General features: G+C 71.2%; 15 protein-coding genes. 5 read left to right on the forward strand and 10 right to left on the reverse strand.

All coding sequences use genetic code 11. The features are described from left to right. Positions 1-100: 100 nt before the first annotated feature. Complete coding sequence (locus tag ASF39_RS00600; RefSeq protein WP_056280296.1) at positions 101-994, reverse strand: class I SAM-dependent methyltransferase; 894 nt, start codon at positions 992-994, stop codon at positions 101-103. A 198-nt stretch (positions 995-1,192) separates the two neighbouring features. Continuing rightward, positions 1,193-2,497 (reverse strand): cellulase family glycosylhydrolase, encoded by a 1,305-nt coding sequence (locus ASF39_RS00605; RefSeq protein ID WP_056280299.1) that lies wholly within the window; start codon positions 2,495-2,497, stop codon positions 1,193-1,195. A gap of 187 nt (positions 2,498-2,684) precedes the next feature. On the opposite strand from ASF39_RS00605, the gene ASF39_RS00610 reads away from it, so the two are divergent. Together ASF39_RS00610 and ASF39_RS00615 are read left to right on the forward strand one after the other, a co-directional pair. Further along, complete coding sequence (locus ASF39_RS00610; RefSeq protein WP_348271506.1) at positions 2,685-3,146, forward strand: GNAT family N-acetyltransferase; 462 nt, start codon at positions 2,685-2,687, stop codon at positions 3,144-3,146. A gap of 258 nt (positions 3,147-3,404) precedes the next feature. Next, a complete protein-coding gene (locus ASF39_RS00615; RefSeq protein WP_244472250.1) occupies positions 3,405-3,860 on the forward strand; it encodes a DUF3280 domain-containing protein in 456 nt (151 codons plus the stop codon). A gap of 33 nt (positions 3,861-3,893) precedes the next feature. On the opposite strand, the gene ASF39_RS00620 is transcribed toward ASF39_RS00615, so the two are convergent. The 3 genes from ASF39_RS00620 to hmpA form a co-directional block, all read right to left on the reverse strand. After that, on the reverse strand, positions 3,894-6,446 hold the full coding sequence (locus ASF39_RS00620; RefSeq protein WP_055878893.1) for a PAS domain-containing sensor histidine kinase: 2,553 nt from the start codon (positions 6,444-6,446) through the stop codon (positions 3,894-3,896). 314 nt (positions 6,447-6,760) lie between these two features. After that, a complete protein-coding gene (ahcY, locus tag ASF39_RS00625) occupies positions 6,761-8,167 on the reverse strand; it encodes an adenosylhomocysteinase (protein WP_156387538.1) in 1,407 nt (468 codons plus the stop codon). 271 nt (positions 8,168-8,438) lie between these two features. After that, entirely contained in the window at positions 8,439-9,680 is a 1,242-nt protein-coding gene (hmpA, locus tag ASF39_RS00630; protein ID WP_056281082.1) for an NO-inducible flavohemoprotein, read from the reverse strand. A 95-nt stretch (positions 9,681-9,775) separates the two neighbouring features. On the opposite strand from hmpA, the gene ASF39_RS00635 reads away from it, so the two are divergent. Then, complete coding sequence (locus ASF39_RS00635; protein ID WP_082494271.1) at positions 9,776-10,300, forward strand: Rrf2 family transcriptional regulator; 525 nt, start codon at positions 9,776-9,778, stop codon at positions 10,298-10,300. A 76-nt stretch (positions 10,301-10,376) separates the two neighbouring features. Here the strand turns inward: ASF39_RS00635 and ASF39_RS00640 are convergent, their stop codons facing one another. Continuing rightward, a complete protein-coding gene (locus ASF39_RS00640) occupies positions 10,377-11,996 on the reverse strand; it encodes an AMP-binding protein (protein WP_056280301.1) in 1,620 nt (539 codons plus the stop codon). An 11-nt stretch (positions 11,997-12,007) separates the two neighbouring features. Beyond that, positions 12,008-12,607 carry a nitroreductase family protein gene (locus ASF39_RS00645; RefSeq protein ID WP_055878904.1) on the reverse strand — a complete coding sequence of 200 codons (600 nt, stop codon included), beginning with the start codon at positions 12,605-12,607 and terminating at the stop codon, positions 12,008-12,010. Between the two features lie 176 nt (positions 12,608-12,783). Here ASF39_RS00645 and ASF39_RS00650 point away from each other — a divergent pair, with 176 nt between their 5' ends. After that, positions 12,784-14,076: a sensor domain-containing diguanylate cyclase gene (locus tag ASF39_RS00650; RefSeq protein WP_056280304.1), complete on the forward strand. Its 1,293-nt coding sequence runs from the start codon at positions 12,784-12,786 to the stop codon at positions 14,074-14,076. A gap of 29 nt (positions 14,077-14,105) precedes the next feature. Here ASF39_RS00650 and ASF39_RS00655 read toward each other — a convergent pair whose 3' ends face one another. From ASF39_RS00655 to ASF39_RS00665, 3 genes are all read right to left on the reverse strand, one after another. Then, the gene (locus ASF39_RS00655; protein WP_055878909.1) at positions 14,106-14,426 is read right to left on the reverse strand and encodes a YnfA family protein; all 321 of its coding nucleotides are present in this window, start codon (positions 14,424-14,426) and stop codon (positions 14,106-14,108) included. Positions 14,427-14,588: 162 nt separating this feature from the next. Further along, positions 14,589-14,828 (reverse strand): DUF2188 domain-containing protein, encoded by a 240-nt coding sequence (locus ASF39_RS00660; protein ID WP_055878913.1) that lies wholly within the window; start codon positions 14,826-14,828, stop codon positions 14,589-14,591. A 63-nt stretch (positions 14,829-14,891) separates the two neighbouring features. Next, on the reverse strand, positions 14,892-15,134 hold the full coding sequence (locus ASF39_RS00665) for a hypothetical protein (RefSeq protein ID WP_244472221.1): 243 nt from the start codon (positions 15,132-15,134) through the stop codon (positions 14,892-14,894). 64 nt (positions 15,135-15,198) lie between these two features. On the opposite strand from ASF39_RS00665, the gene ASF39_RS20890 reads away from it, so the two are divergent. Then, positions 15,199-15,363 carry a hypothetical protein gene (locus ASF39_RS20890; protein ID WP_156387489.1) on the forward strand — a complete coding sequence of 55 codons (165 nt, stop codon included), beginning with the start codon at positions 15,199-15,201 and terminating at the stop codon, positions 15,361-15,363. Positions 15,364-15,588 lie beyond the last annotated feature (225 nt).

The following is a 15,588-nucleotide window of genomic DNA, read 5'->3' on the forward strand; positions in this document are numbered from 1 at the left end:
TGATTACCGAGATCCACCGGTCACGGGCCATGGCAACCGGGGTCGCAGGACGGCCGGGCGTGACGGCCGGCTCGCGACTCGCCCGGCCTGGCATGAGCGTTCAGGGCTTTCGCGCGGTGACGATCCCGGTCAGCACGTCCATGCGGGCCTCGTCGTCGCGATAGTCAGCGGCCAGCGAGCGTCGGCTCCACGCGAGGTAGTCCGGGGGCGCCCGGTCGACGGGATGCACCTGCGCGTCCCTCCAGCCGTGGCGGGCGAGGGACTCCAGGTAGTCTCGCGGCCGCAGGCGGTTGGGCTGCCCCGGGAACGTCATGGCGCGATAGAGGGACGGGCCGATGCGGTAGATGCTGTTGGGATCGACGCGGCGGACCCAGCGGGAATGGGTCTGGAAATCCACCATCGCGATGAAGACCGCCCCCGGCCTCATGACCGGGCCGAGGTCGGCGATCACCGCATCGACGTCGTCGAAGTGCTCGAACGCCGCGTTGCTGACCACCACGTCGAAGGTCCGGCCGGCCGCCGCACGCACGATGTCGAAGTCCGGGTCCGTCGCATAGCCGACGCCCGCCTCCCGGCCCTGCGCGAGAGACTCGGCGACGGCGCGCACGATGGCGGGATCGCATCCGTCGGGGAGCGGCGCCTCGGCGATCATGCGGTAGAAGGCCGAGGGCGTCTGCGCGGCCAGCTCGTTGACGTCGACGGCGAGGTAGGACGAAGCGCCGAATCCCCGGAGCAGGACGCCGGTGCCGAGGGTGGCCCCGGGCCCGAGTTCCAGGACGTCGAGGCCACGGACGCTGCGTGGATGCGTGCCGAGGCGGGACAGGGTGTCGTTCCAATCCTGGACGATCCCGACGACATGCGCGATCGCCTGCGTCAGGTCTTCCGACGCAAAATCGGTGGGCCTCCGATAGCCGCCGATGCGGTGACGGGCGGCCGCGAGGCCCATGGCGCCAAGGCCGACACCATGGAAGATCAGGTTCTTGACGGCGTGCATCTCGATGTCTCGTCGCTGATGGGGATGCCGGCCGCATCGACGCGTCACGGCCGGACGGGACCGTGCCGTTTCGAGACTGACCCGGCCCTTCGATGGGCCCATGCCGCAATCGCCGCGCCGGGACCGCGATGCGAGGATCGGTGCCGGCGCCGGACGGGAATCGCGGTCAAGAAACCGTTGCCGCGATCCGCGCTGCGATCAGGGACGCGTCGGGTTCGCACCGCTCGCGGCGAGGCCGAGCGCGTCGGCGGTGGCCGGGTCGAAGCCGGGGCCGATCTCGCTGTTGGCCAAGGCGAAGCCGCCGCTCCCGACGTAGGTCCAGGCGGCCCAGGCGAACCCGTGCTCCTCGGCGAGGTTCCGCATGTCGTGCAGCCAGCGGGTGCGCGCCGCCGCTCCCTCGTCGGTGCGCTGGTAGGGCGTGAGGTGAGCCCCGAACTCGCCGAGCAGGATCGCGTGGGCGGGCAGCTTTTGCGCCTGTCGCCAGGCGCTCACCCTGCGGAAGATCGCGTCGAGGGCGGCCCGGTCGAAGCCGGACCGGCTGTAGCGGCGCAGGGCGTCGCCGGCCGCCGCCGCCCCGCCCGCAGCCCGCAGCGCATCGCTCGGGAGGCCGGCGATCCGCAGAGCGGTGGCCCGCTCCATCGCCGGCGACCCCGCCGGTGCCGGATAGGGCACCGCGTCGAACGGATAGGCCGGGTTGCCCTGCACGCCCTGGTGCGTGAACTGCCAGGGCTCGTAGCTGTGGAACGTGTACAGCACCGCCGGATCGTCCGCGAAGGGGCGGATGTCGAGGGCGTCCAGGGAGGCGGCCGCGTTCTGCTCACCGCCACCGAGGACGAGCGGCAGCGTGGTGGAGCCCTGGCGCGCCGCCTGGTAGGCCGCCTCCAGCATCGGCTGCCATGCGGCCTGCGACATCTCCGGCTCGTTCATCAGCTCGAACGCGAGCCGCGGCGCCGACACCGGGCGCCGCCGTGCGACCAGCGCGGCGAGGCTGGCGGCCGTGCGGGTCACCAAACCCAGGTAGGCGAGAAAGGCCGGCGCCGTGGCGCCCGCGGTCAGCGCGGTCGGCGTGTAGGCCGGATGCATGTCGCTGGGATGGAGATCGACCACGACCCCGAGGCCGTCGTCGAGCAGCGCCTCGACGGTCTCGACGAGACGGCGGTCGATGCGCGCCCGCCTGGCTGCGTCCGCGGCGAGGAACGGGCCGACGTCGACGGCGAGCCGGACGAAGTCGAACCCGGCCGTGCGGATCGCCCTGCGCTGCGGCCCGTCGAAGCGGAAGCGCGGCCCCGAGAACGGCGGCTCGGCATAGGAGCCGTCGTCAGCGACCTCGGCCCAGCCCATCGCGTGCGAAACGCCGATGCCGCGCCGGAACACGGGGATGGCGGAGCCCGGCGGCGCCAAGACCTGGGCGCTCAAGACCGGGGCGCTCAGGGCGGCGGGGGCAAGGCAGGCCAGCCCTGCGAGCGGCAACAGAACGGCGCGGCGGCTCGGAGGGGCGGACATGAGGGTCCTGCGATCGGTGGCGGTTGTGCCGACGCCCTATAGGCGGCCCGTGTCCGATAGCGCAACGCCTTGAGCCGCGCGCGGACCCGTCGCCGTGCGGGCCCGCTCCGCCTATATGGTCGGGAGGCTCGGCGACCGGCGCGCGCCCGGACCGGCGACGATGGCCGGCGCCCTTTCGCGGTCGGAGATGGGCTTGGGCACACGATACGGCCTGGAGATCCGCGCCGCCGCGGCCGGCGACGCCCCCGGGTTGTCGCAGCTGTTCGACGCCTGCGGCCTGACGCTGTCGGCCCGCGACGCGGCGGACCGTCTCGAGACGCTGCGGCGCGAGCAGGCCGCGGCCCTCGTCGCGGTGGAATGGGGGCCGCCCTCCGGGCTCGTGGTGATGAACTGGTACCGGACCCTCCTATCCGGCGCCCCGGTCGCCCAGATCACGGTGCTCCTGGTGGCACCCGACGACCGCCGCCGGGGCATCGGCCGGCTCCTCCTCAAGGCCGCGGCGCAGGCGGCGCGGATGGCGGGCTGCGCCAGCCTGGAAGCCCTGGTCGATGCCGACCGGCCGGAATCGCGGGCCTTCTGCCTCGCCACCGGCTTCACCCTCACCGGCCAGCGTTTCGCCAGGCCCCTGCGCAAGGCCGCCCAGCCCTGAGCAGGCTCCGCGAAGGCCCTCGCTCGAGCGTATCGGGAGGCCGTCCGGAGCGTTCTCGGCCCGGCGGCTCGCCGATCAGGGACGGGTCGATTGGAGGTCTCGATGAGAGAGTTTCCCGGAACATGAGGTCGATCGACCGTCACGCGCGTTCATTGAGAACCCGAATACCGTGAAGGACCGCCCATGACGATCTCTCGCACGTTGTCGATCTCTCGCACGCTGTCGATCTCTCGCACGCTGACGATCTCCATCGGGGCCATGCTGGCGACCATGACCGGCGCCCATGCGGAGCCGCCCAAGGCCGCGGTCTTCGACTTCCAGCTCGCGAACCTCGGAATCCAGGGGCCGACCGAGGCGGATGTGGCCCGCCTGAAGCCGCTGAGCGACCAGCTTCGGTCGCTGCTGTCGGAGAGCGGTCGCTATGCGATCGTGTCCACGGGCCCGGTGGAGGACCGGGTCACCCGGGGGGCGGGCCTGCGCAACTGCAACGGCTGCGCCGAGGACTACGCCAGGACGCTGGGTGCCGACGTCGCCGTCACGGGCGAGATCCAGAAGGTCTCCAACCTCATCCTGAACATCAACGTCTACGTGAAGGATCTCAGGAGCGACAAACCCGAGCAGGCCTACAGCGTCGACATCAGAGGCGACAACGACGTCTCGTTCGACCGTGGCCTCAAGTACCTCGTCAAGAACAGCCTGCCACCGACGCCGTAGGTCCGAGGATCGGCGACCCGAACCGCCGGGCCGTCATTCGGCCGCGGCGCGGTGGGCGAGGGGATCGGTGACCGGGAAGGTGCAGGTGACGCGGGTGCCGGCGCCGGGGGCCGAGTCCAGGGCGACGCGCCCGCCGTGCAGCTCGACGAAGGAGCGCACGATCGACAGGCCCAGTCCGACGCCGCGATGGCGGGTGCCCAGGGTATGGCTCTCGAACCGGTCGAACACCCGCGCGGCGACGTCGACGGGCATGCCGCGGCCGTGGTCGGCCACCGACAGCACGAGTTCGTCGCCCTCGCGGCGCGCCTCCACCCGCACGGTCTGGCCCGGCGCGGAGAAACCCACCGCGTTGGAGAGGAGGTTGAACAGGATCTGGCGCACCCGCTTGCCGTCCGCGACGAAGCTGCCGATGTCGTCGGGCACCGCGAGGTCGAGGGTGATCGCCGATTCCGCGAACCGGTCCTCGAGGCCGCGCACCGCCGCCTCCACCGTGGCGCGCACGTCGACCACTTCCCGCGACAGTTCGAGGGAGCCCGCATCGATCGAGGCGAGGTCGAGGATGTCGTTGATCATCACGAGGAGGGCGCCGGACGAGCGCATGATGTGGTCCGAGTACTCGCGCTGGCGGTCGTTGAGAGCGCCCACGGTCTCGTCGCCGAGGAGCTGGGTGAAACCGATGATGTTGGTGAGCGGCGAGCGCAGCTCGTAGGAGACGTGGTGGACGAAGGTGTCGCGCAGGAGCGAGGCGCGCTCCAGGGCGTCGTTCTTCTCGGTGAGCGCCCGCTCCACGTTGACGCTGGCGGTGACGTCGATGAGCGTGAGCAGGGTGGCGCCCTCCGGCAGCGGCTGCGTGGCGCAGTCGAGCACGGTGCCGTCGACGATCTCCAGGCGGCAGGTGAGCCCGGCGCGGGTCTCGAGGTCGGTCACGGCGGCACGGATGTCGAGCCAGGGCTCCTCGTCCGGGGACAGGATGCGGCAGGCCGCAATCACCGCGTCGACCCGCGGCCGCTCCACCAGCATCGCCGCGTCGAGGCGCCAGGCGGTGGCGAAGGCGCGGTTGGCGAAGGTGAGGCGGCCATCGGCCCCGAACACGGCCACCGGCTCCTTGAGGGTGTCCAGCGTCTCGGCCTGCACCCGCATCAGGGCGTTGTAGCGGGATTCGAGCTTCACGCTCTCGGAGACGTCGTCGAACAGGTAGGTCAGGCCGCCCTGGGGGTTGGGGTCGGCGACCACGCGCAGGGAGCGACCGTCGGGCAAGTACCACCAGGTCTCGTTGGCCTCCACCGCCCGGTAGGCGGCGAGCACGTCCGATTTCCAGGACTTGAAATCCGCCTGCTCGGGAAGCTTTCGCGAGGCGCGCAGGTGGTCGAGGATCTCGCCGTCGAGGGGCCGCTGCTCGAGGAAGGATTGGTCGAGGCCCCACAGGTGCCGATAGGCGGCGTTGTGGAAGATAAGGCGCTGGCGGGCGTCGAACATCGCCACGGCGGTGGGCAGCTGGTCGAGGGTGCGGACGTTGGCGTCCATCTGGCGCTGCAGGTCTGCGCGCACGCTCTCGAGCTCGGAGACGTCCACGGCGATGCCGACCCGGCCGCCCTCGATCACCGATTCGGTGACGTCGAGGTTGCGCCGGCCGCCGGCCACCACCGCCGACAGGCGGAAGGCGCCGCGCGCGCCCGAGCCCGGCCGCGCGCCGTCGTGCCGGGCGATCATCTCGCGGGCCTGCCGGTCCAGGAGCTCGATGCCGGCGACGACGGCGCCCTCGCGGCTTGGGGCCTCCACGGCGGCGACATAGGCGGTGTTCACCCAGGCCAGGGCCCCGTCCTGGTCGCGCTGCCAGACCGGTTGGGGAATCGCGTCGAGCAGGTTCGAGAGGGCCGAGAGGCCGCGCTTGGCCTCGTCGAGGCGGTGGCGCAACTCGTTGAGCTGGCGGCGCTCCTCGCTGGTCTCGCGCAGGCGCAGCAGGGCGCGGCCGGCGAGCGCCTGGCCGTGCGCCTCCATGTAGCGGCCGTCCTGGGCGCGCAGGCTCAGGCGAAAACCGGTCCCGCGCTCGCGCAGGGCGAGCACGGCGGCATCGAGGGCTCCGGCGTCGCTCGCCGCGAGCCAGGTCGAGAAGGCGAGGATGCGCTCGGACCCGCCGGCGAGGCTACGACCCTCGGGCAGGGCCAGCGTCACGTCGCCCTCGATCACGGGATCGCCCCGCCCGGCCCAGGTCACGATGACCTGGCGCTCGGCGTTGAGCAGCAGTTCGGCGAGGTCGTGCGACCCGTGCAGGCGGGCGAGCTCCGAGGCGAGGTCACCCTCGCGCCGGGTCCAGCGCGACCGCTCGCGCATGTGCAGCAGCGAGAGGATGGTGGCGAACACCGTGAGGCCGATCAGGATCGCGAGACCGGCGGCGTTGTGGGTGTGCTGTATGACGTCGGTGGCCCAGGTCGTTCCTAGGGACGTGGTTCCCGGGGCCGCGGTTGCCGGGGCCGCGGTTGCCTGTGTCGTCGCGCCCGGGCCAGCGGCCAGGGCGGAAGCGCCGGACGCACCGACGAGCAGAGCGCCGATGCAGACCCTGATCTGCACCGCTCGATCGACCCACATTTCGCCCCGCCTCCACGACCTGCCGATGAGGCGCCACCACGTCGCAACAGACCGACCCCGTCATCGGCTGGCGACTCGCCGTATCCGGCGACTCCGACCCACACTAGCGCGAGCCGGAATCCCGCAGGAAGGGGGCGAAGCTTAACTTTGACCCGAACCGGATCACGTGCCGCCGGGAGGCCGCAGAAAAGACACACCGGACGCCCTCGCCCGCCCCCGGCGGCGCAGCCCCGGACACGAAAAAGCCCGGCATCGAGCCGGGCTTCTCCGTCACGCAGCGGACCGAGGCGGCCGGGGCCGCCCCACCGTCAGTATCAGTAGCGGTAGTGATCCGGCTTGAACGGGCCGGTCTGCGACACGCCGATATAGGCGGCCTGATCGGGGCGGAGCTTGGAGAGCTTCACGCCGATCTTCTCGAGGTGGAGCATGGCCACCTTCTCGTCCAGCGCCTTGGGCAGCGTGTAGACCTGACGCTCGTACTTGCCCGGGTTGGTCCAGAGCTCGATCTGGGCGAGCGTCTGGTTGGTGAAGGAGGCCGACATCACGAAGGACGGGTGGCCGGTGGCGTTGCCGAGGTTCACCAAGCGCCCCTCCGACAGGAGGATGATGCGGTGGCCGTCGGGGAAGGTGATCTCGTCCACCTGCGGCTTGATGTTGGACCAGGTCATGTTCTTCAGGCCGACGACCTGGATCTCGTTGTCGAAGTGGCCGATGTTGCACACGATCGCGCGGTCCTTCATGGCGCGCATGTGGTCGATCGTGATGATGTCCTTGTTGCCCGTGGCGGTCACGAAGATGTCGGCGCGGGGGGCCGCGTCTTCCATCGTCACGACCTCGTAGCCTTCCATGGCGGCCTGGAGGGCACAGATCGGGTCGATCTCCGAGATCAGGACGCGGCAGCCGGCGTTGCGCAGGGAGGCGGCAGACCCCTTGCCGACGTCGCCGAAGCCCGCGACCATGGCGACCTTGCCGGCCATCATGACGTCGGTGCCGCGACGGATGCCGTCGACGAGCGACTCCTTGCAGCCGTAGAGGTTGTCGAACTTCGACTTGGTGACGGCGTCGTTCACGTTGATCGCCGGGAAGAGCAGCTTGCCCTCCTTGGCGAGGTTGTAGAGGCGGTGGACGCCGGTGGTGGTCTCTTCCGAGACGCCCTTGATCGACTCGGCCAGGCCCGCGAACCAGCCCTTGGGCTTCTCGGCGAGCTTCTTCTTCAGGAGGGCGAAGAACACCTCCTCCTCTTCCGACTCGGGCTTGTCGAGGAAGGCGGTGTCGCCGTTCTCGGCACGCAGGCCCAGGTGGACGAACATGGTTGCGTCGCCGCCGTCGTCGAGGATCATGTTCGGCATGCCGCCGCCGTGCCAGTCGAACAGCTTCGACGTGTAGTCCCAGTACTCCTCCAGGGTCTCGCCCTTGATGGCGAACACCGGGATGCCGGCGGCGGCGATGGCCGCGGCGGCGTGGTCCTGGGTCGAATAGATGTTGCAGGACACCCAGCGGATGTCGGCGCCGAGAGCCTTGAGCGTCTCGATCAGCACCGCGGTCTGGATCGTCATGTGCAGCGAGCCGGCGATCTTCGCGCCCTTGAGGGGCTGCGACGCACCGTATTCCTCGCGCGTGGCCATCAGGCCGGGCATCTCGGTCTCGGCGATCGAGATCTCCTTGCGGCCGTACTCGGCCAGGCCGATGTCCTTGACGATGTAATCCTGGGCCGGGGAAATCTGGGCCATGTGGTTCGCTCTCTCGTCTCGCGTTGCGCTTGGGCTGAGCCTCTAGCAGGCGCCGGGGTAGGAAGCAATCAAGACATAAAGATGTCTTTATGCGAGCTTCGAGGTCGGCGGGTCGGCGGGTCGGCGGGTCGGCGCAGCGGGTGCCGGCCGGCGTGACGACGCGGCCGGTCCACGAACGAGACGCACCGGGCGGCAGCGACGAAAGAAGGGACCGGACCGCCCGGCCCGATCCCCTCGCGGACGATCCGCCGTGCCGCCGGAGTCACGCGGCCTGGCGGGGCTCCTCCAGCAGTTCGTCGGCGGGGCCGAAGAACTCGAATTTCACCCGCTCGGCGGGCACGCCGTGGCGGGCGAGGCCGTTGACGAGGGCCGCCAGGAACGGCTTGGGGCCGCACAGGTAGTAGGTCGCCTCGCCGAGCGGCGTGCGGGCCGCGAGCCAATCGGCGGTGACGAGGCCGGGGACGTCGTAGTCGACGCCCGGTCGGTCGCCGGCCTCCGGCGCGGCGTAGAAGGTCTGCAGCCGAACGTTGCCCGACCGGGCGGCCAGGGTGCGGACATGCTCGCGCATCGCGTGGACGCGCCCGTTCAGGGCGCCGTGGACGTACCAGACCGGACGCGCGTCGCCGCTCTGCACCAGCGTCTCCAGCATGCTCAGCATCGGCGTCAGGCCGACGCCGCCGCTGACGAGCACGACCGGTGCGTCGCTCGAACGGTCGAGGAAGAACTCGCCGGCCGGTGGCGCCACCCGCATCGCCGTGCCCGGCCCGGCCTGCGCGTGCAGCCAGTGCGAGACGATCCCGGCGGGCTGGCCGACGCCGCCCTCGCGCTTGACCGTGATGCGGTAGGCGCGGTCGTTCGGCGCGCAGGAGATCGAGTAGTTGCGCTTGAGCACCCCCCGCCCCGGCAGGTCGAGGAGGAAGCCGAGGTACTGCCCGGGCTCGTGGCGCAGGACGGGCAGGCCGTCGCGCGGCGCCAGCACGAAGGAGCGGATCGTCTCGCTTTCCTCGGCCACCGATTCGATGACGAAGTCGCGCCACCCGTTCCAGCCGCCGGGCTTGTGCGCCAGGTCGCGGGCGATGGCGGCCTCCCGGCCGATCAGGATATGCGCCAGGAACCAGTAGGCCTCGCCCCAGGCCGCGCAGATCTCCGCCGTGGCGGCGTCGCCGAGCACGTCCTGGATCGCGCCGAGCAGCGCGTCGGCCACGAAGGGATAATGCTCGGGCAGGATGTTGAGGGCGACATGCTTCTGGGCGATCCGCTCCACGGCCCCGCTCATGGCTCCGAGGTCGTCGATGTGTCGGGCATAGGCCAGGACCGCCAGGGCGAGCGCCTTGGGCTGCGAGCCGTTCTCGCCATGGTGCGACTGGTTGAAGAGGTCGCGCATCGCCGGGTCCTGGAACAGGCGCTCGTACATCCGCTTCGTGATGGTGAGGCCATGGGCCTCCAGGGCGGGAACGGTGGCCTTGATGAGGGCGACGGTGGCGGGCGTCAGCGGCTGGGACACGGCGAGCTCCAAAGGTTCATTTACAATGAACCTTTGGAGCCGAGATGCAAAAGATGCAAGCAGAATGTATCTTCGAAAGCCTGTAGGAGGTGGCCATGCGCCTCACTCGCTACACAGATTACTCCCTCCGCACCCTGATCTATCTCGGGCTCAACGACACCGGCTTGAGCTCGATCGCCGAGATCGCGCGCGCCTATAGGATCTCGGAGAGCCACCTCACCAAGGTCGTGCACCAGCTCGGGCGGCTCGGCCTCGTCCACACCCTGCGCGGCCGCGGCGGCGGCCTGCGGCTCGCCCGTCCGCCCGCCGAGATCGTCGTGGGCGCCGTCGTGCGGCAGACGGAGGAGGACCTCGCCCTGGTGGAGTGTTTCTCCGGGGGCGCCTGCGCCATCACGGCGCCATGCCGCCTGCGCCGTGCCTTGGGCGAGGCCCTGGCCGCCTTCCTCGCCGTGCTCGACGGCTACACCCTGGCCGACCTGCTCGGGGACGGCGCGGCACCGGATCTGGCCATGCTTCTCGGGTTGCCGGTCGTCGGCGGGAAGGGCGCCACGGCGCCCCGATCCGGCACCGGGGGCACCGCGCCGACGCCCAATACGGGATCGCGTGACGAGCGTGGATGAAAGCGAGCGCCTCGCTTCCGCCTCGTAGGGAGGGGTATGAAGGTCCGGTCGAACACACCGCGGCGACCGAGATCGCTCACCCCTCGTCGCGCAGCTGCCGCCGGATGATCTTGCCGGTGGTCGTCATCGGCAGGCTGTCGCGAAACGCGATCTCGCGCGGGTACTCGTGGGCGGAGAGCCGGGTGCGCACGAAGGCCTGGATCTCGTCCGCCATGGCGTCGCTCGCCGAAAATCCGTCGCGCAGCACCACGAACGCCTTCACGATCTCGGTGCGCAGCGCATCGGGCTTGCCCACCGCCGCCGCCAGGGCGACGGCCGGGTGGCGCAGGAGGCAGTCCTCGATCTCGGTGGGGCCGATGCGGTAGGCGGCCGAGGTGATGAGGTCGTCCTCGCGGCCGACGAAGTGGACGTAGCCGTCGGCGTCGCGCCGGGCGGTATCGCCGGTGAGCATCCAGTCGCCGCGAAACTTGGCGGCGGTGGCCTCGGGCTGGTTCCAGTAGGACAGGAACATCACCGGGTCGGGCCGGGCCACCGCGATCTCGCCGACTTCGTCGACCTCCGTCTCGCGGCCGTCGGGGCGCTGGATCATCACGCGGTGGCCCGGCACCGGGCGCCCGGTGGACCCCGGCCGCGCCACGCCGGCGGCCCGGCACGCGGCCAGCACGAGGTTGCACTCGGTCTGGCCGTAGGCCTCGCCGATGGTCAACCCGAGTTCGCTGCGCGCCCAGGCGAAGGTCTCGGGCCCCAGTGCCTCGCCGGCCGAGGCGATGTTGCGCAGGGCCGAGAGGTCGAAGCGCCCGCGTGGATCGGGCACGCCGCGCAGCATCCTGAGCGCGGTGGGGGGCAGGAACACGTTGGTGATGCCCTGGTCGGCGATGAGCCGGAACGCGCCCTCGGGATCGAACCGGGCGGTGGGGCGGGCCACCACCGGCACGCCGTGGTGCAGGCTCGGCATCAGGACGTTGAGGAGGCCGCCGGCCCAGGCCCAGTCCGAGGGCGTCCACATCAGGTCGCCGGGTCTCGGGGGGAAGTCGTGCATCATCGCCCAGCCCGGCAGGTGGCCGAGCAGCACCCGATGGGCGTGGAGCGCACCCTTGGCGAGGCCGGTGGTGCCGGAGGTGTAGATCATCAGGGCCGGATCGTCGGCCAGGGTGTCGCGCGGGCGGAACCCCGCCGGCGCCGAAGCGAGGAGGTCGTCCCAGCCGAGGACGCCCTGCGCCGCGCCGTCCGTCGAGACGACATGGGCCAGAGCGGGCAGGTCGGCGCGGATGGCGGCCAGCTTGGCGAGGCCGGGCGCGTCGGTGATCAGGACCCGCGCACCCGCATCGGCGAGGCGGTATCGCAGCGCCTCGGGGCCGAACAGGCCGGCCAGCGGCAGGGCGATGGCGCCGATCTTGTAGGCCGCCGCATGGGCCACGACGACGGCGGCCGATTGCGGCAACAGAATGCCGATGCGCTCGCCCGGCGCGATCCCCACGGCCACCAGGCCAGCGGCCAGGGCGTCGGACCCCGCCTTGAGCGCGCCGAAAGTGGTGGCCGCCACGGTGCCGTCGCCGCCAACCTCGACGATCGCCGGGCGCTGCGGCTCGCGCAGCCCCCAGCGGTCGCAGACGTCGACGCCGATGTTGAACCGCTCCGGGATCGCCCAGGCGAAGCCGGCGACGAGGCGGTCGTAATCGGGCGCGCTGGCCAGCATGGCGGAAGCGCTCACGTCCCGGCGGGCTTGAAGCCGCCGGCATGGACGAAGTCGGTGATCGGCCGGCGTCCGTTCGGCGTCTCCTTGGCGACCTGCTCGGGCGTGAGCTCGGCCCGCGCCACCGCGCGCCCGACGCCGTAGGCCGCCTCGACCCGGTGGTCGGCGGGCACGTTGAGGGCGGCGACCGCCCGCTCCCGGTCGAACCCGGTCATGCCGTGGGCGTGCCACCCCTGGCGGATCGCCTGGAGCTGGAAGTTGGCCGAGGCCGCGCCGGCATCGAGGGAATGGCTCCAGGACGGCTTCAGCTCGTCGCCCGCCTTCATGTGCGTGCTCGACACCAGGATCACGATGGCGCCGGTGTCCTTCACCCACTTCTGGTTTCCGGGCACCAGGAGGTCGAAGAACACCGGCCAATGGGCCGCGTCGCGCAGGGCGTAGAGGAAGCGCCAGGGCTGCGAGTTGTAGGCCGAAGGCGCCCAGCGCGCCGCCTCGAACATCCGCAGCAGCTCGGCCTCCGGCACCGCCTCTCCCGTGAAGGCGCGAGGCGACCACCGCTCGATGAAGAGCGGATCGATCTCGTGGTCGGGCCGGCGCGGGTTGGAAGACGTCACGGGCGATCTCCGGATGGCGGCCGCGCGATGCGGCGGGGTCGACGGGACACCGCATGCACGACATCCGCCCCGGAGCGCAAACCCCGTGCGGATCGCGCCGTTCCCGTTAGCGATATCGTCATCTTATGGGCCCAGGCTCCCGCCTCCCGCGGCCGAACGCGAGACGAGGTGACGGCGTGCCATACGGCTCTGGCCAGACCGAACGGCCGGCGGGAGGCCCCGCCGCCGCCAACGATTCGGCGACCCTGGATGCGGTGCTGCTCGATGCGGCCGACCGCTGCCTGCGCTCGGGCCGCTTCCTCGACAGCTTCGGTCCGGTCCTCGAGGCCCGTTTCGAGGCCGACACCCGCCAGGACCGCATCCGCCAGATCCGGTACGCCGTCTTCATCGGCATCCTGGTGTTCAACATCTACAACCTGACCGGGCTCGTCACGCTGCCGGATTGGTGGGTGCTCAACCTGGTCCTGAGGGCCGCCGTGGTCACGCCGGTCGGCCTGTTCGTCTACTGGGCGTCGAGCCGGGTGGGAGGCGGCCTGCGCGAGATGCTGTGCGCCGGGGCCATGGTGGGCGCCAACGGCGTCCCGATCCTGCTGATGGCCCTGGAGGGCGGGCCGCGCATCTATCTGTGCACGGCCGAGATCATGCTGAGCATCGTGTTCGGCAGCAACGTGCTGCCGCTGCGCTTCTCCTGGGCCTGTATCGTCTCCGCGGTCACCGCCGTCCTGGCGACGACGGTGGTGCTGACGAAGTCCGACATCCCGATCGAGCTCGGGCTCGTCATCGTGATCGACCTCCTCGTCATGATGAACTTCACGCTCATGGCCGCCCGGCGGACCGAGGCCGCGAACCGGCGCGACTATCTCCTGACCCTGCGCGAGACGCTGCGCGGCAGGCGCCTGGCCGAAGACAACACGATGCTCGCACGCCTATCCACCACCGATTCCCTCACGGGGCTCGCCAACCGTCGACGGTTCGCGCGCAGCATGGGCGACCTCTGGCAGGGCGCCGTGGAAGGTCGCCGCTTCGCGTTGATCCTGCTCGATGTCGACCACTTCAAGCTCTTCAACGACCGCTACGGTCACAGCGCGGGCGACGACTGCCTGCGGGCGATCGCCGCCATCCTCGCCCGTCACGCCACCGGCCCGTCCGACGTCGCGGCCCGCTATGGCGGCGAGGAATTCGCCGTCCTGCTGCCGGGCCGGACCCTGGCGCAAGCCCTCGAGGTCGCCGAAGCGCTCCGCCGCGGCGTCGAGGACCTGGCGGTGCCGCACGCGGCCCGCAAGGACGGCCTCGGCCGCGTCACCGTCAGCCTCGGCGTCGCGATCAGCAGCCAGGCGGCCTCCGAGGCCGCCCTGGTCGAGGCGGCCGACCTCGCCCTCTATGCCGCCAAGGAAGCGGGGCGCAACCGCATCCAGTCCCCGGCCGGCCCGCGCCGGCGCGACGACCCGGCCGTGATGCCGGCGGCCTGACGGGTATTCTCCGGGAGACACGGTCGTCGTCAGTGCCGAGGTCCGAACAGGATCACCGCGGTGCCCAGAAGGCAGATCGCTCCCCCCGACAGATCCCACCGGTCGGGCTGGCGCCCCTCGACGGCCCATAGCCAGGCCAGGGACGCGGCGACGTAGACGCCGCCGTAGGCGGCATAGGCCCGGCCCGCGGCCTCGCTCTCGACCCGCGTCAGCAGCAGCGCGAACAGCGCCAGCGCGGCGAGCCCCGGCAGCAGCCAGAGCGCGGAGCGATCGAGGCGCAGCCACGCCCAGAACGCGAAGCACCCGGCGATCTCGGCGAGCGCCGCCCCCACGAAGATGATTGCCGTCATGACGGGGCTCCCCAACCGCGGGCACCCGCATAGCCAGGCCCCCCGGCGGCGGTATCCCTTTTCGACCCTGCCGTCACAGCCTTGGGCCGCAGGCTCGCCTCGCCACCCGCGAAGGGTGCCCCCCGGACACCGGCAGGTCGATGTCCGGGGGGAGGTCGAGACCTATTCGGTGACCTTGGCCCGCGGCCGGTCGTCGCCGCGCGCGGTCTCGTCGTGCCAGGCGCCGCTGCCGTCCTGGTAACGGATGCCCTCGGTGGAGCCGGGGACCTGCTGCTCGGCGGCCGCCGCCTGGGCGGCCTGGAGGGCTTCGTCGCGGCTCGGGAACGTCTCGGAGAACACGTCCCCGACCTTGTAGGCGTAGCCGCCGTCGTGCTCGACGATGTGATAGGTGACGTCCGTCATCGGTTCGGTTCCCGTGTACGAGGATATGACGGCGAACGGACCGGGCCGTGCGGGAGTTCCGCTTCAGTGCCGCGTCGTACCGGCCCAGCCGAGGGTGGCGACCGCCGCCCGGCAGCCGGCGATCAGCGAATCGCGCACGTCGTCCGGGTCGAAACCGGGCCCGTCGGGGAAGGCCAGGACCTGGACCGTCCCGTCGCTCTCGCGTCGCAGCCGGCAGATCCAGCCGTCGGGCGAGCGCTCGAAGGCGACCGCGAAGCGGTGACCGTCTTCCTCGAATTGATGGGGTTCCAGATCACGGGGTTTCATGAGGCCTCTTCCTCGCTAAGGAGCTGCGGGCGACATCCCGCGTCGCCCATCCTTTAGGACCGTCATGCTGATCCGCGCCATCGTCGTCCTCGTCCTGTCGACTCTCGCCGTGCCCCTGGCCGGCTGCGGCTCGTCCCGCGAGCGGACCCTCGGCTCGGGCACTCCGACCAACCCGTTCGCCTCGAATTTCGCATCGCGTCAGATGGAGGCGGAGCCGCCGCGGCGCTAGGGGTAGGCCGTCCGAGCCGCCCGTGCCGGCGCCGAAACACGGCCCTCCGGCAGCGCTCGACAGGGCTTTCCCCGGCCCGGCGCGCCCGGGCGGGACCGGCGTGGAGACAAAGCGGGTGCGAGCCGGTAAGGAAGGTCGTGTCCGCACGGTCGCGGCCGACGTCGGGACACCCCCTGGGACCGTCCCTCCTCCCGGAGCGAAATGTCGCCGCGCCCCTCGTCGCCA

Source organism: Methylobacterium sp. Leaf108 (genome assembly GCF_001423265.1).
In the GTDB taxonomy this organism is placed as follows: Bacteria; Pseudomonadota; Alphaproteobacteria; order Rhizobiales; family Beijerinckiaceae; genus Methylobacterium.

Coding starts and splice junctions, on each gene's coding strand:
- ASF39_RS00615 (WP_244472250.1), top strand. CDS start 3,405: ATGCTGGCGACCATGACCGGCGCCCATGCGGAGCCGCCCAAGGCCGCG.
- ASF39_RS00610 (WP_348271506.1), top strand. CDS start 2,685: ATGGGCTTGGGCACACGATACGGCCTGGAGATCCGCGCCGCCGCGGCC.
- ASF39_RS00665 (WP_244472221.1), bottom strand. CDS start 15,134: ATGAAACCCCGTGATCTGGAACCCCATCAATTCGAGGAAGACGGTCAC.
- ASF39_RS00660 (WP_055878913.1), bottom strand. CDS start 14,828: ATGACGGACGTCACCTATCACATCGTCGAGCACGACGGCGGCTACGCC.
- ASF39_RS00640 (WP_056280301.1), bottom strand. CDS start 11,996: ATGCTGGCCAGCGCGCCCGATTACGACCGCCTCGTCGCCGGCTTCGCC.
- ASF39_RS00605 (WP_056280299.1), bottom strand. CDS start 2,497: ATGTCCGCCCCTCCGAGCCGCCGCGCCGTTCTGTTGCCGCTCGCAGGG.
- ASF39_RS00620 (WP_055878893.1), bottom strand. CDS start 6,446: ATGTGGGTCGATCGAGCGGTGCAGATCAGGGTCTGCATCGGCGCTCTG.
- ASF39_RS00655 (WP_055878909.1), bottom strand. CDS start 14,426: ATGACGGCAATCATCTTCGTGGGGGCGGCGCTCGCCGAGATCGCCGGG.
- ASF39_RS00600 (WP_056280296.1), bottom strand. CDS start 994: ATGCACGCCGTCAAGAACCTGATCTTCCATGGTGTCGGCCTTGGCGCC.
- ASF39_RS00635 (WP_082494271.1), top strand. CDS start 9,776: ATGCGCCTCACTCGCTACACAGATTACTCCCTCCGCACCCTGATCTAT.
- ASF39_RS20890 (WP_156387489.1), top strand. CDS start 15,199: ATGCTGATCCGCGCCATCGTCGTCCTCGTCCTGTCGACTCTCGCCGTG.